16 protein-coding genes are annotated in these 15099 nt (G+C 36.4%); 11 read left to right on the forward strand and 5 right to left on the reverse strand.

Annotated features, from left to right (window positions below; all coding sequences use genetic code 11):
* The first annotated feature begins 142 nt into the window (after positions 1–142).
* Entirely contained in the window at positions 143–1141 is a 999-nt protein-coding gene (locus ACMAWV_RS13650; protein WP_412463236.1) for a hypothetical protein, read from the forward strand.
* Here ACMAWV_RS13650 and ACMAWV_RS13655 read toward each other — a convergent pair.
* Positions 1138–2124 (reverse strand): hypothetical protein, encoded by a 987-nt coding sequence (locus ACMAWV_RS13655; RefSeq protein WP_412470185.1) that lies wholly within the window; start codon positions 2122–2124, stop codon positions 1138–1140. The two genes, ACMAWV_RS13650 and ACMAWV_RS13655, sit on opposite strands and share 4 nt — an antisense overlap.
* An 84-nt stretch (positions 2125–2208) precedes the next feature.
* On the opposite strand from ACMAWV_RS13655, the gene ACMAWV_RS13660 reads away from it, so the two are divergent.
* The 4 genes from ACMAWV_RS13660 (at position 2209) to ahpF (ending at position 5823) form a co-directional block, all read left to right on the forward strand.
* On the forward strand, positions 2209–2778 hold the full coding sequence (locus ACMAWV_RS13660; protein WP_412470184.1) for a manganese efflux pump MntP family protein: 570 nt from the start codon (positions 2209–2211) through the stop codon (positions 2776–2778).
* Between the two features lie 57 nt (positions 2779–2835).
* Positions 2836–3462 carry a carbonic anhydrase gene (locus tag ACMAWV_RS13665; protein ID WP_103218202.1) on the forward strand — a complete coding sequence of 209 codons (627 nt, stop codon included), beginning with the start codon at positions 2836–2838 and terminating at the stop codon, positions 3460–3462.
* A 170-nt stretch (positions 3463–3632) separates the two neighbouring features.
* Complete coding sequence (gene ahpC, locus ACMAWV_RS13670) at positions 3633–4199, forward strand: alkyl hydroperoxide reductase subunit C (protein ID WP_103218201.1); 567 nt, start codon at positions 3633–3635, stop codon at positions 4197–4199.
* A gap of 73 nt (positions 4200–4272) precedes the next feature.
* Positions 4273–5823 (forward strand): alkyl hydroperoxide reductase subunit F, encoded by a 1551-nt coding sequence (gene ahpF / locus ACMAWV_RS13675; RefSeq protein WP_412470183.1) that lies wholly within the window; start codon positions 4273–4275, stop codon positions 5821–5823.
* 100 nt (positions 5824–5923) lie between these two features.
* On the opposite strand, the gene ACMAWV_RS13680 is transcribed toward ahpF, so the two are convergent.
* Complete coding sequence (locus tag ACMAWV_RS13680) at positions 5924–6451, reverse strand: hypothetical protein (protein ID WP_103218199.1); 528 nt, start codon at positions 6449–6451, stop codon at positions 5924–5926.
* A 236-nt stretch (positions 6452–6687) separates the two neighbouring features.
* Between ACMAWV_RS13680 and ACMAWV_RS13685 the strand changes: the two genes are divergently transcribed.
* Positions 6688–7650, forward strand: coding sequence for an alpha/beta hydrolase fold domain-containing protein (locus ACMAWV_RS13685; RefSeq protein ID WP_412470182.1), 963 nt, complete (start codon positions 6688–6690; stop codon positions 7648–7650).
* Between the two features lie 11 nt (positions 7651–7661).
* Here ACMAWV_RS13685 and ACMAWV_RS13690 read toward each other — a convergent pair whose 3' ends face one another.
* Positions 7662–7847, reverse strand: coding sequence for a hypothetical protein (locus ACMAWV_RS13690; RefSeq protein WP_021268045.1), 186 nt, complete (start codon positions 7845–7847; stop codon positions 7662–7664).
* A gap of 190 nt (positions 7848–8037) precedes the next feature.
* On the opposite strand from ACMAWV_RS13690, the gene ACMAWV_RS13695 reads away from it, so the two are divergent.
* Positions 8038–8814: a ZIP family metal transporter gene (locus ACMAWV_RS13695; RefSeq protein ID WP_412470181.1), complete on the forward strand. Its 777-nt coding sequence runs from the start codon at positions 8038–8040 to the stop codon at positions 8812–8814.
* Here the strand turns inward: ACMAWV_RS13695 and hemN are convergent.
* Complete coding sequence (gene hemN, locus ACMAWV_RS13700; protein ID WP_412470180.1) at positions 8809–10143, reverse strand: oxygen-independent coproporphyrinogen III oxidase; 1335 nt, start codon at positions 10141–10143, stop codon at positions 8809–8811. The genes ACMAWV_RS13695 and hemN overlap by 6 nt on opposite strands.
* A 220-nt stretch (positions 10144–10363) precedes the next feature.
* Between hemN and ACMAWV_RS13705 the strand changes: the two genes are divergently transcribed.
* On the forward strand, positions 10364–10789 hold the full coding sequence (locus ACMAWV_RS13705; RefSeq protein ID WP_103218195.1) for an OsmC family protein: 426 nt from the start codon (positions 10364–10366) through the stop codon (positions 10787–10789).
* Positions 10790–10927: 138 nt separating this feature from the next.
* Complete coding sequence (locus ACMAWV_RS13710; protein ID WP_103218194.1) at positions 10928–11974, forward strand: hypothetical protein; 1047 nt, start codon at positions 10928–10930, stop codon at positions 11972–11974.
* 71 nt (positions 11975–12045) lie between these two features.
* On the opposite strand, the gene ACMAWV_RS13715 is transcribed toward ACMAWV_RS13710, so the two are convergent.
* Positions 12046–13059 carry a hypothetical protein gene (locus ACMAWV_RS13715; RefSeq protein ID WP_412470179.1) on the reverse strand — a complete coding sequence of 338 codons (1014 nt, stop codon included), beginning with the start codon at positions 13057–13059 and terminating at the stop codon, positions 12046–12048.
* A 324-nt stretch (positions 13060–13383) separates the two neighbouring features.
* Between ACMAWV_RS13715 and ACMAWV_RS13720 the strand changes: the two genes are divergently transcribed.
* The gene (locus ACMAWV_RS13720; protein ID WP_412471149.1) at positions 13384–14580 is read left to right on the forward strand and encodes a sensor histidine kinase; all 1197 of its coding nucleotides are present in this window, start codon (positions 13384–13386) and stop codon (positions 14578–14580) included.
* Between the two features lie 38 nt (positions 14581–14618).
* On the forward strand, positions 14619–15086 hold the full coding sequence (locus ACMAWV_RS13725; RefSeq protein ID WP_412470178.1) for a DUF4442 domain-containing protein: 468 nt from the start codon (positions 14619–14621) through the stop codon (positions 15084–15086).
* Positions 15087–15099 lie beyond the last annotated feature (13 nt).

Consider the following 15099-nt stretch of genomic DNA (forward strand, 5'->3'; position numbering starts at 1 on the left):
GTTCCAGATAAAGTTATCGTCACAAAATCTATAATAAAAGTCTGTGAAATCAGTAACTTGGCATTTGCTTAAGATATGGACACCATGGAGATATTTTACATAAGGGCCTAATATTTCTTAGTTGGCCGATATGATTTAGCTTATGAAAATGAAACTTATTATTTTATCGATTCTTCTAACTCAGATGCTTTCTGCTTCAGCAAACGAAAAGGCAAAACAAATTCGTGCAAGTCTAAGGGTTGCAAGGCCTGAGATTAATTTACAAGAAACAAAGATTAATAAGAGCTTTCTATTAAAGAAAAATATCGAAGAAAGAATTCAAGTTTTAGAGATATTAAAAGATCGTCCAGAAGATTTTAATATTGACGAAAATATTCTTGATCAGGCATTGCGCCTTGGAAGAGAAGGAAATGGTGGTGATGATATCGCAGCTGAATTCTTTGAAATTGGAGCGAAGCTTCGTGATCAAATTGAAGGGCAACAGGCACTTCTTTTCTCAAAGCATAGTATCTTTGATGATATCAATCTTGATCTATTGGATTTAATTGTTGAAAAGACGGCAGTCTTCTCTGTGAATTATAAACTTTGCTCAAGGGCCGGTGATTACCGTTGTCGTAATGAGCGTGGCTTTGTTGCAAAGAACTTTCCTGAGACCTTAGAAATTCACGTTAATCAACAGCGTTGGGAGTCACTTAATGATCATGAAAAGTTAAAGATCGTTTTTCATGAATACTTAGGTCTATTAGGGCTTGAAGAAGGAACTTATAATCTAAGCTCTCTTCTCGTTGTCGATGCAAAAGAGCAATCATCTTTCAATAATGTATCTTGTTCTTTTTCATATATTGATCAGTTAAATCGTCTCCACTCAGGTGCCGCTTCTGGTGTAAAGCATAGCATTCTCTCTGGTGGAGTTCCTTTGATGATGGGAAATCATTTCAATTATATGATCTCTTATGTCATCTCAACTGGGTACCTTCGCATTGAATTAAGAGAAGGAAAGCCCTTCGCAAACTCAGTAATGCCTAAGTTTGAAGTAGAACCTATTCTTCCTGAAGTTATCGTTTTTGATGGAGCTGTAGAAGGGCGTAAGTCAATTGAGTTTGATAAAGGTAAACTTGTTATAAGCTGTACTGGTGTTTAATTGTAGAGACAAGACATAAGCTTCTTTAGATTATTCTTTGTCGAGTTCTGTAGTGGCCCAAAATGATTGTATGACCAACCTGCATAGAAGTGAGGAGTGACACATCTTTCACTTGCGCCCTTAAGTTTTCCACCTTCTTGATTTTGTGGATGAGTGAATCTTTTTTCTGAAGTATTTAATTGTACTGAAAATGCTTCAATGACTTTATGAACTCCACAATAAGCATTGAAATGCTGAGTAGTGGAACCGAAAGCATTAATCAACGCATCTTTCTTTTTATTCTTTATCTGACAACTTTCATTTGAATAATAATGATTCCATGAATCTACACAAGGTTTTATATTTCCACCATAGTTTGGCGTGAATTGATAGAGGCCAATATTTAAACGACTCACTTTTGGCTGCCATTTATCGTAATAGAATTTTACCCCTTGAGGTCTTTTGTAATTTTTTGGAGCATATTTCTTTGCGAGTTTCTCACTCGCAGCGAAGTCCGCTGTCGTTAAACTTTCAGTGTAAGCAAGGCAGCCAAAGAATTTTCCCCATAGCTGTTGAAGCTCTTCGCGATCTTCTTGCTCTCTAAGCTCATTATGTTCACGAGCAAAACGATTGGCCAATTCAATCGTCATCTCATCTGGTATATTCTTAATCGTCTTTAATAGAGATTCTTTTGTTACGGGACATAGCGGATGACTTAAAAGTCCGACTCGCTCTTGATCTTCCATCTTTGTAGGCATCTTATAAATACTGCTTACGTGAAGAAACGTTGATCTCTTTGATGATAAGTCCTTTATGAAATAGTGGAGAGTCTCACCAAAGGAGTTTTGGTTTTCTAATTGAGTGTGACACTTATCGATTTGAAACTCAGACTGATTTCGAACTTTAGTTAATTCATTACTTTGAAAGTAAGTATCAACTTCATCAACAAAAGAATTTGTTGCCAACGAGAAGGTTGAGATAAGCAGTGCTATTAATATTTTCATCTATAAGGACAATAGTAAATATTTAACAAATCGAATAGTATTTTAATAATTGCCTGTAATAGCTCTACGTATTATAAAGGTTCTATGATTAATTATTTTGAAGTTATAGTTATTGGGCTTGTTCTGTGTGCCGACTCTTTTTCTGCTGCTGTTGCAATGGGGGCAAGACCTCATAAATTCAGCGATACTCTGAAATTTGCGTTCTCATCTGGTGGTGCTGAAGCTCTTGTTGCTTTCATTGGTGCTATCGCTGGTGCGAAAGTTATTGCTCAATTCGATTATATCGATCATTGGATTTCGTTTGGTCTCTTAACAGCTGTTGCTATACACATGGCCTATGAGGGCTATGAAGAGCTAAGTGGTAAGAATGGTGATGAAGAAGAGAAGCCAAAACAATTCCATAGTCTGTTAAAGGTTATCCTCGTCTCATTTGCCACAAGCCTTGACGCATTTGCTGTTGGGGTGACAATTGGCGCATCGGGTAAAGTTTTAACTCCGTATATTACTTCAATTGGAGTTTGGGCATTTTGTTCGACAATCGTGGGAATGAGCATTGCTAAACGTGCTTCTGATAAGTTAGGGCCAGTTTTTAGCATCATTGCAGCGATAATTTTACAAAGCCTTGCAGTGAAATTCCTGCTAGAAGGGCTATAATTGGCAAATCCAATTTATTCACTTATGATTTTGCAAAAAAAGAAATAGGTGAGTTATATGGATATCAAAAAGATTTTTGAAAATAACAAAGAATGGGTTCAGTCTAAATTAAAGCAAGACGAAAAATACTTCGATAAATTAGGTGCAGGACAAAATCCTAATTTTCTTTATATCGGATGCTCTGACTCTCGTGTTACGGCCGAAGAGGTAATGGGTGCCGGGCCTGGTGAGATCTTCGTTCACAGAAATATCGCCAATATGGTTATCAGTATCGATCTTAATGTAATGAGTGTTCTAAACTATGCTGTTGATCACTTAAAAGTTGATCATATCATTGTTTGTGGGCACTACGGTTGTGGTGGTGTTAAGGCCGCAATGGAAAGCCAAGACCTTGGAATTCTAAATCCATGGCTTAGAAATATTCGCGATGTTTATCGTACTCATAAAAATGAACTTAATGCAATTGAAGATGAAGACAAGCGCTATGAGCGTCTAGTTGAGCTTAATGTTCAAGAGCAATGTATCAATGCTATTAAAACGGCTGCCGTACAAAAAGCGAACCGTGAAAGAGGCCTAAAAGTTTATGGTTGGGTCTTTGATGTTCACTCGGGAGAGCTTAAAGATTTAAATATCGACTTTGAAAAAACTCTAGAAAATATCATGGAAATCTATCATCTAGATTAAACTAATTAAGTTTTAAACGATTACAATTACATATGCACCTGTGTTGCTGCATGGCTTCATAGGTGTCATCTATCAAGCATTAGATAATTAATATTAGATAAAAATCACCTCTGATGGAAGAATCTTATAAGTAGAATATCACTTATTAAAACTTCTAAAGGAGATGAATAGTGCAAACTTTAATTAACACAAAAGTACAAGATTTCAGTGTACAAGCTTACCACAATGAAGAGTTCAAAACTGTTACTGCTAATGATCTAGAAGGAAAATGGTCAATCCTTTTCTTCTATCCAGCAGACTTTACATTTGTATGCCCAACTGAACTTGGTGACATGGCAGATAAGTATGAAGAATTCCAAAAAATGGGTGTAGAGGTTTACTCTGTATCAACTGATACTCACTTCACACACAAAGCTTGGCATGACACTTCAGATACAATCAAGAAAATTAAGTATCCAATGCTAGCTGACCCAACTGGTAAGCTTACAAGAGCATTTGGTGTTCATATCGAAGAAGAAGGTCTTGCTTACAGAGGGACTTTCCTAATCAACCCAGCAGGTGAAATCAAACTTGCTGAAATTCACGACAATGGAATTGGACGTAATGCTGACGAACTAATGAGAAAGGTGCAAGCTGCTCAGTTCATCGCAGCTCACCCTGATGAAGTATGTCCAGCTAAGTGGAAGCCAGGTGCTGAAACACTTAAGCCAGGTTTAGACCTTGTAGGAAAAATCTAAGATTTTTTCTCAACGATATTTTGGGCCCAGGCTTTATTGCTTGGGCCTGTCCTAAAATTTGATTGGAGTAATTATGTTAGATAGTGGAATCATTGAACAATTAAAGTCAGTCTATGCTCAGCTAGAGAGTGAGATTGGTCTTGTCTACAATGAGTCAGCACATGCTAAACAACAAGAGCTTGTTGAGATGCTAGAGAGTATTGCGACGACTTCTCCAAAGGTTGTGGCAAAGTCTAGTGGACAAAATTACGACTATCCACATTTTGAAATTCATGTGAACGGCAAGGCAAATGGAATTAAGTTTTCAGGAATTCCAGGTGGGCATGAGTTTACTTCACTTATCCTTGCTATCTTAAATAGTGATCTTAAAGGAAAGCTTCCTGATGAGATGATTATTAATCGAATTAAAGCACTTAAAGGTGAGATAAGCCTTAAAACATATATTTCACTATCTTGTGAAAATTGTCCTGATATCGTTCAGGCGCTAAATCTAATGGCCATCTTTAAAGAGGACTTCTCTCACGAAATGGTTGATGGAGAGTTTGAGCAAGATGAGATTGCAAGACTTAAGATACAAGGTGTTCCAAGTGTTATTGATGGCGATGATCTCGTACACTCTGGAAAGTCATCACTTGTTGATTTACTTGAAAAGCTAGAAGCACGCTTTGGTAAAGAAGAAGCATCTATTTCAAGTGAAACGAAAGATCTTGGCCTATACGATGTTATCGTTATTGGAGGAGGCCCTGCTGGAGTTTCATCTGCAATCTACTCATCTCGTAAAGGGCTTAAAACGGCCGTTATTACTGATCGCATTGGTGGTCAGATGCAAGATACTAAAGGTATCGAAAACTTTATTTCAATTCCATATACAGAAGGTCCGCACTTATCTGCGGCCCTTAATGAACATATGTCACAGTATGATATTAAAACACTTGAGCATCGCCGCGTTGATAATATTGAAAATGGTGATGTGAAAACATTATTTCTAAATAGTGGAGAAACTGTTCAAACTAAAGCACTTATTATTGCAACAGGTGCTAAATGGCGTGAGCTTGGTGTTGACGGTGAAAAAGAATATATCGGTCGCGGTGTTGCTTATTGCCCACACTGTGATGGGCCTTACTACAAAGGCAAAGACATTAGCGTTATCGGTGGTGGTAACTCTGGTGTTGAAGCGGCGATTGACCTTGCAGGGATTGTGAAGTCTGTTACTCTTTTTGAATTTGCACCTGAGCTTAAAGCTGACTCTGTTCTTATAAAGAAATTAGAATCTCTATCAAATGTTACGATTGTTAAAAATGCTCGTACAGAAAGAGTTGTAGGGGACGGGGAAAAAGTAATTGGTCTAGAGTATGAAGACCGAGCATCAGGTGAGATGAAAAAAGTTGACCTTGATGGTGTCTTTGTTCAGATCGGTCTTGTGCCAAATAGTGGCTTCCTTGGGGATCTTGTTGAAAAGAATAAGTTTGGGGAAATTGTTGTAACTGATAAGTGTCGTACAAGTCAGAAAGGTATTTATGCGGCCGGAGATGTAACAATCGTACCTTATAAACAAATTATTATCGCAATGGGAGAAGGGGCCAAAGCAGGTCTTTCTGCCTTTGAAGATTTAATGCTTGTGTAAACGCAATAACTCTCTCTGCGTTACATAAATAATCTAGAGAAATCTAGGGGGCCCCTCATCTTCTACTCATGCGTGAGGGGCTTTTTAAATTTTAGATTCATTAATCGATTGAAGCACTTACGCTATATCTTCCAAGTAATTCACCCGCTTTATTAAGTAGAAAGTACTTCGTTGTTATGTGCATATTATCCCATTCTCCACCTGTCGACTCGTATTGAAAAAGGTAGAGGTCGCCAACTTTATATGCATTTTTAAAACCTGTTGATGATCCGTACTCACCATCTGGTGAAGTATAGCGTCCACCCATATAGTCTTTTGAGCGAAGTGCCTTTGCCAAAGTGAACTTCATATCAAAGCTTGTATCGTCATGGATATTAATTAGCTCAAGTTCTCCGCCTAGGATCTCAGCAACTTTAAATGTTATTTTCGTGATTTTGAATTCATAACATTTTTGTGCTTCATCACCAGCGCTTAGATCTTGATTACTGTAAATGTCATATAGGTTACAGTCTTTGAATAATTTGTAGTCATTTCTTAGATCATTAAAGTAGCTCTTTAGCTCTGGAGCATTTGCGCTAGCAAAAGCAGGAATTAACATTGATAAAACAATTAGCGATAAAGTTTTCATAGATAAGCTCCTAAGTTACTACTCTACATAGTACAGCGGGTTAAAATTGACAAAACATTGTGTTTTGTAAGTTGTGACACTAGATACAATTTACTTAGTTTTAGGACAATATTTTTGAAATATTAGTGTTTTGTGAGGTTCTGTGAGTCGTGTTGCAGCGAGTCTTAATTCTGGGTTAAAGAGAATTTGGCCATTCTTATCTGTGGCCCCATGGGTATCTCACCGATATTAAACTTATGGGAAATAAGGCATTAAAAAAAGATCACTATCCAATCGATACAGAGTTTCGTTACCAAGAGGATGAAAGTTTTGGTTCCTTTGTTTCAAAAGGTAGTCTTCGAATTCTACAGTTAAGAAAAATTTTTTCTAAAATTATTGAAAAGAAAAAAGAAGACCCAATACCAAATGAAGCAAGCATACCTCGTGCTTTTTATCACGAGTTTGATATTCATTGTATGCAAGTTCAAAATAGAAATCTCTTTCAATTTCGTCCAATAAAAAAAGAATGCCTAAAAACAGTTTTCTATATTCACGGTGGAGCATTTATCTACAATATGAATGTTGGCCAATTTCATTTGTTAACTCAATTGATGAGAAATATTGATATCGAAATCATCGTGCCTGATTACCCGCTCGTTCCTCATGGCAGTGTTTTAGACGCTCTGTCGATGATTAGGGAGTCTTTTGAGAAAACAGCACAAAGAGTAGGGGCCGAAAATATTATTGTCATGGGAGATGCGGCAGGAGGCTGTCTTGCACTTGCACTATGTGAGCAAATGAGAAATGAAGGTAATCCTCTTCCATCTTCGATCATATTACTTTCTCCTTGGCTTGATATTAGTATGAGTAATCCTGAAATTGAGGATATTAATGAGCATGAAATGGTATTGGATCGAAAGGGGATAAGAGAATTAGGTCATATCTTCGCTGAAGATCTTGCAGAGGATGATTATCGTATTAGTCCACTTCGAGGGGAGTTAGATGATCTGCCTGAGATAAATATTTTTACAGGTACTCACGATATTCTTTACCCAGATGCCAAGGAATTAAAGAATCGTCTAAAAGAAGAAAATAGGCCATACCGCTATTTCGAATACCCTAAGATGATGCACGGATTTATTGAAATGCCTCATCTTAGGGAGTCCAGATTCGCTATTAATCAGATTATATCTTTATTAAAAAGTGAGTTTGATCGTTAGGTTAAGTTTTTTTATGAACCACAACCGATACAATCGATAAAACTTTCTGGTGGTTTTACGCCATCAAGCTTCATTTTAATATTGTGAATTCTGCCACGAATATCCATATCTTCCATCATATTTCCAGTAAGTTGTCCTTCTAGAAGTGTGATTTCCGCTAGTAATTCTTCTTTTTGTTGTGGCGTCAATTGACTCATGTGTGCTCCCTGTCGATGTGTGTTGTGTGACTTAAATTATCCATTAGATTGTAAAAATATGCAAATTATCAAGAGCTTATAGTTGATAGTTAATAACTATCAAAGCTTTAGTTTAATCGAATATTGTCTGGCGCAGAATTTCCGTAAAATTAATATATTCTCCTTTAAACAGAGGGGAAGAGGAGAGTTTATGAGTGCAAATTATATGGCCATCTCTGGAGTATTAGTTGCGGGCCTTGCAACAGGAATAGGTGCATTACCTATCTATTTGAAGAAGCATTATTCAAAAGAAATACTTGATATCGCAATGGGCTTTAGTGCAGGAGTCATGCTAGTTGCATCATTTGTTTCACTGATAACCCCTGGTTTGGAAGAGGCAAAGAAACTCTATTCTGCTTCAATGGCAATTCCTATTTTTCTATTAAGTCTATTCTTAGGCTATGTCTTCATCATTTTTGTTCATGATCTAATACCCCATAAACATATTAATAAGAAAAGCGATATGGAGCTTGGTGGCCAAGAGCGCAAACTAAGTCGGGTTATGTTAATCACTTTGGCCATCGCGCTTCATAATATACCTGAGGGCCTTGCTGTTGGAGTGGGCTTCGGTGGTGGAAACCATGCTGGAGGAATGGCGCTTGCTCTGGCCATTGCTTTACAAAATATTCCTGAAGGACTTGTTATTGCTTTTGGAATTTTAAATGAAGGTGCAACTAAGAACCGTGCTTTCTTGATGGCCTTACTTTCTGGCCTTGTAGAACCAGTTGCTGCAGGTGTTGGTTTTTTAGCAACTAGTATATCAACTCAAAGTCTTCCGATTGCACTAGGTTTTGCTGCAGGGACAATGTTATTTGTAATTTGCCAAGAGATGCTACCCGAGCTTTTTAGGCAAGGGCATGAGAGAAATGCAACTCTTGGCGTAATTATTGGTGTGATGACAATGCTTACGATAGATTTCTATCTATAGTGCACGTGAACCACTATTTTGTTTTGATCTCATCAAATGATGATCAAAGATACTCGCAATATTTCTCATAAATGGTCTGCCATCATCAGTGACAATTATTTTATCACTATTTGTAATCAGGCCATCTTCTTCTAGTTCGCAAATTTTACTATTAATGTGTGAAGCATTCTTGAGGCTTTGCCAGTCTTTCTTTGAAACGCTATTTGTCGCAAAGAAATTTTGTAAGATCTCTTCTACAACGATATCTTCTTGCGTGTGGATATGGCCTGTGGAAATGGCAAGCCTTCTCTTACTTATTGATTCGAAATAAGTTTTTACGTTCTTCTCATTTTGTACAAAGCTTTTTGCTGAAGAAGATATTGAAGAGCAACCAAGGCCAATAATTATTGGTGAACTTTTATGAGTATGACCCATAAAGTTTCTTCTTAGTTTTCCTTCCTGCTTTGCTTGATAAAGCTGTGAATTTGATTTTGCAAAGTGATCTAGCCCAATCTCTTTGTAAGAATGATTTTCAAGTAGACCTTTGCCATGTTCATAAAGAGCTCGCTTAAGTGCTCCTTCTGGAAGAGCCTCCTCTGGGATTAACTTTTGATTTTTAATCTTAGATGGAAGGTGGGCATAGCTATAGAATGCAATTTGTAACGGCTTAAGTGAAATGACCTTCTCGATTGTTGCTTCAACTGTATCGAGTGTCTGATAAGGAAGGCCGTAGATTAAATCAAAGTTTATGTCATCAATTCCAATTTCACGACAATAGTCCACAAGCTCTTTTACTTTTTCAAAAGGTTGGATACGCCCAATTGCCTCTTGAACAACTGGATCAAAATCTTGTATTCCCATTGATAATCGACTAAATCCAAGCTTCTTATAAAGGTCTAGTTGCGATTTTGAACAAGTACGTGGGTCTATCTCAATTGAGCCTTTAAACTCTTTAGCATCAATCGACTCCTTTAATTTATCTAATAAAGTAGAAAATGCTTCTTCATTTAAGAAATTAGGTGTTCCGCCACCAAGGTGAATTGACGAGATATTAATATCACCCATTTGTTCGAGATAGAGTTCCCATTCTCTTAAGAGAAAATCAACATATTCAATACCGCGATTTTTATTCTTAGAAATAACTCGATGGCAACCGCAGTAGTAACAAAGTTTTTCACAGAATGGGACATGGATATAGAGTTCTACTCCTTGAGACTTATCGTAACCTTCTTTGAGGTGTTCAAACCACATCTCCTGAGATGGTGCTCCCGTCCAATAGGGCACTGCTGGAAAGCTTGTGTAGCGTGGAACTGGTACATTATATTTTTGAACAAGACTGTCTTTAATCATATTTTTTACTCCTAAGGGCAATATTAGAAGAATATGAGCAAAAAAAAGATGACGTAGCTTAGGTTTTTGCTTGTAGTGCAAGTTGAATCTGTTTTCAATTCTTTCAAGCTTCAAAGATTATGGCCTTGTTTAGTTGTTAAACAAAAATAAGGAATTCTTTAAGGCCACTGCTTCCCAAAAGACTTTAAGATAGCAAGATAACGAGAACATTGGAGTATATATGAGTATTTACAGTACCAACACCCACGGTGAGAGAAATGATGGAAGAATGAAGATTTCTTCTAAAGGTAAACAGAATTTGGAAGCGACAGCTCCTCCTGAATTTAAAGGACCAGAAGGAGAGTGGTCTCCTGAAGATTTATTTTCAGCAAGTATTTCAAGTTGCTACCTCTTAAGCTTTAAGGCCCTGGCCCAGGCGCGAAAAATGGATTGGGATACCCTCGATGTAAAAGCAGATGCCAAGCTCGAAAGAAAAGATGGGAAGCTTACATTCACAACAGTTGAAATTCAACCACACCTTGTTGTTCGCGGTAAGGAAAATGTAGATGATTACTTAAAGTTATTGGAAGAAACTCAGCACAAATGCTTGGTAACTAATTCAATGAATTGTAAATTTACTTTAAATCCAAAAATCAAAGTAGCTTAACCTCGCAGTATCGATAAGTGGGGAATATTCCCCACTTATAGGATGTCTAAATCTTGAACGGCCATGTAAATAAAGCCATTTAGCCTAAGTAGGTTATTGAAATATGGTTAAATGAAAAAAAAATAACAAGGCCAAAATATGAATAAATTATTTAATAAGTTCCTAGCAGTCACCTTGCTGGCAAGCGGAGTGTTTGCCTCCAATCTCGAATTAACTCTTTCAAATGAAATTAAAGTTTTAAATGCGGAATATGGAAATGTTAAAAACTATCCAATCGTTATTTTTGATAAGAGTGAAGTCGTACCAATTCTTAAGGGGCATTCTGAGGAGCAACAAATTAAGCTTCTTAGCGAATATATGATTCAAAAGTTTGGTATTGAACTGGAAAGAAATGAGGCCATCAATCTCATCCCATATTTTGGCGTATTAAATGGCTCTGCTTCAGCTCTACCTTTTATGAAAGGAGGATGGAGTAGGGAATTTAAATTTTGTGCAGTTCTTCCAAATGGAATAATTAATGATTTGCCAAGTGAAGTGAGAAGATCTCTTGGGCATGATGACAGAGTTGATGTTTATAAAGACTTTGACTTCTCAAAAATTGAGCGACTATTCTCCCTTGAAGAACTATATTATTTTTCTCTCTATCATGAGCTTTCACATTGCTTAGATGATATTTATCTTCCAATAAATTATCAATCGCCTCCAAGTGGACATGGTGTCCATGAGTCTGAGTCCTTTGCTGAGGTTAATGCATTATTTCTTTTGGCCCAAAAGAAAGGATTAAAGCGAATTGGAATGAATAGAGCGCTTTTGAGAAAAACATATAGTCAGTATATGGGGCCTTACTTGGCAAGTGATAAGGTGAGTCCTTTTGCTGGTGAAATAGTAAAACAGGGAGGTGGAGTTTATCTGCTTTCACCTGTGTTAATAGCTGCGCAAAGAGAGATTGAAAATTATAATAAAAATGTTTTGAAATATGATCTTAATGAGACTCTGAAGTTATCGGCAACGATTGTAGGACATCATTCAATTAATTCACGTAGCTTTCGTGCTCTCGTAAAGTACTTTGAGGATGGAAAAGAAGACACATTTGAATATTATAAAGGTCTTGCAGATCGTGATCCTGACTTATTCTTAGCTACTTATTATGATTTAATCTATCTCACATCAATTCTTGAAAACTAATACAAATAATTAAGATAAGTACAGCTTTATGATAAAGCTGTACTTTTGAATTTAATAAATGAAATGGGTAGCTATTTTGTTGTTTGGTATCGCTCTTTAATTTCTTCAATTAAGGCGGTATTACTTTGCATCGGTGAAATTTTGTAGGCAGACTTACGAATTCGCATATCCATTTGTGACTCAATTGAGTCTAGAACTATTTCAATCAAATCTTTCTTTAGTTGTTCTTCATTTTCTTTCTTGAAAATATTTGGAAGTATTTCTTCTCCAATATACTGGCGAACTAATGCTAATTCACCGTGTTCTTCGTATAAACCGCGGTTATCATACTTTGTATTTTGGTCTTCAAAAGATCTCAGTTTTGTTAGTTGGTAGGCATCGTCTGTCATTTCATCATAATAAAGAGCATTGAAAATTGCATTGCGATTATTTGTTACAAGCACGGCCACTAAATCAGCAAATAACTCGTTATAAGAAGAAGAAAGGTGGTATTTTTCAAGTTCACTATGATTTTTAATTCTCTCTTCAATGACTTCAATTTGCTTTGTATAGTATTGGACAACATTTCGAGGATTCCCCTCAGCATATGCCTTATGGCGATTCACTTTGAAGCGAGATAGTCTTTCTGCTAGTGCCTTTAGTTTAGGATAAAACTTTTTTCCAATTCTTTCGCCAAAGATTGCGTGAGAATACTCGTGATATAAAATTGCATCAGTACCAATGCTATAAGAATTAAAGACTTGTCCCCATTGGTTAGTAAAGGTTAGATGAAGTGGGATACGAATTGTTTCTCCTATATCAAATGAGGCTCCATTATCGCGGGAGAGAAGTTCTAAGTTTACGACAGGAGAGTCTTCTCTAAGTTTTGCGACTTTAGCTATAGCATTATTGGCCCACTCTACATCTGAACAGTTGATGGAGTCCGATTTTTTCACCTTAAATGCAGAAGATATATAAGTGAAGTCACTTTCGCATTTCAACTCTTCTTGTATTTGGTGAAAGTCTAGTAGCTTTGACTTAATATCAATTGCAAAGACATTAAGGGTTAATAGAGGTGCAATGATTATAGGTGTAATTTTCTTCATATTTATGAATAACACGCTAAATTCAGCTTCTTATCCCAATTGAAAGATTTCCCTGGCCGACTAAATGTCGAACAAAATAATCATTTGTTTAATGTAGTCTAAGTATCTGTTTTTATGAGAATAACAAGCCTGTAAATTTTTACAGCACAATCTTTTTTCTCGAATCTCTTGTATAAATGTAGTAAAGACTAATTGTTTACGTATTGAAATTTAAAGGATTAACTATTGGAAACCCTAATCAATTCCTTTGGGGAATTTAAGTCTCGTGTTGAAGAGAGAAATTATCTTCAAACGTCTTGGCCCAAGGATAGAACATACACGTTATTGTCGTATTTAGTTTGCTGTATTCTGCTGTTATTTGCAGGAATTCTTGCGGACTATCAACGTATCTATACTTTTGGATCAGCAAATATTCTCACATTCTTTAGGGCCTTACTTGTTGTATACGGATTAGGGTTCTTCATCGCTTTTAGAAAGAGTGATTATAATGACAAAATTGAAGTACACTTATTCTTTATAAAATTAGCTTCTGTAGTGATTGTCGCTTTAATGACTTTTATGATTATGGGGACAAGTACCACACTTCTTGCTGGTATTATGATTATGACAACCTCTTTCTATGTCATGCTACCGGGAAGATTAAATGGTATTATTATTAATTGTGTAATTCTCTTTGCTTTATTTGTCATCGTACCTATTTTAAATGAATCAGTTGAATTAAATAAACATTTCTACAAAATCTTTATTCTTCTTTCTCTTAATATCGTTCTCTTCGCATTTCGCTCAATGTTTAATAGAGCTTGGAGATTATTTTATATTTCGAATCGTCGTCTTGAAGAACTTAATAAAACAAAAGATGATGTAATCTCAACAATTGCTCATGATTTAAAAAGTCCATTACAAGTAATTCTTTCTTCAGCATCTCTTGTTTCTAAAAGAAATGAAGAGTTATCTGTTGAGAGAATTAAGCTCTATCAAGATCGTATTATTAAGTCGGCCAAAAAGACAGATGCGCTACTTAAAGATTTACTGGCATGGGCACTCACAAGTAATGAGAGTCTGGGATATAGTCCGAAAGAGTTAAATATAAAAGATACAATTACAAGTGCTGTCGAATTTGCTTATGAATTGGCCCAGACCAAGGATCTTGTAATCGAGGTTGATTTAGAGGATTATATCTTTGATCACGATAGTAATATGATTGAAACTTGTGTGCGCAATATTATCTCAAATGCAATTAAGTTCTCTCCTGAGGGAAAGAGGATTGTTGTTAAGGGTGCAGTTAAAGATGGTTATGCTATCGAGATTTGTGACGAAGGAGAAGGGGTTCCTGATATTGTTATTGATGGAATTCAAAGTGGCCAAACATTTCATGTAAAGACTGGAACAAAAGGTGAGAAAGGTACAGGCGTAGGTTTAAAACTTGTTCATTCTTTTCTTAAAAAGCATGGAGCAGCTCTCTTTATCGAAAATATGCCAAATAGTGGCTCACGCGTGACTTTAAAATTTCCAATGATATAATAAGTACTTTATTATTTAGTTGAATTTTAAGGTGTGGCATGAGTTTTTGGCAAAAAATACCTCCAGAAAAGGCCATTAAATTATTAAATTATTGGCCTCCTTACCTCGGTGCAGGAATTAAAGTTCTATCAATCAACGATGAACGCACGAAGATCTGTGTTCAAATGAAACAAACATTTCTTAATACTAATTATGTTGGAGTTCACTTCGGCGGAAGCTTATACTCTATGTGTGATCCATTCTATATGCTCTTACTAAGTTTTCACCTTGGTAAAGATCATATTATTTGGGATAAAGCTGCTGAGATCGAATTCTTAAGTCCAGGCAAAGATATCGTCAAGGCCGAGTTCGAGATAAAGATGGAAGAAGTGAACAGGATTAAGCAAGAGGCAAGCGAAGCCAGAAAGGCTCTTCCTGTATTTGAAACTTTTATTTACGACAAAGACAATAAGAAAGTAGCCAGAGTAAAGAAAACACTCTACGTACGACGAAAGAGAAATGATTGAAAATAGTTGTTCA

This window comes from Halobacteriovorax sp. RT-1-1, assembly GCF_047085455.1.
Lineage (GTDB): Bacteria > Bdellovibrionota > Bacteriovoracia > Bacteriovoracales > Bacteriovoracaceae > Halobacteriovorax_A.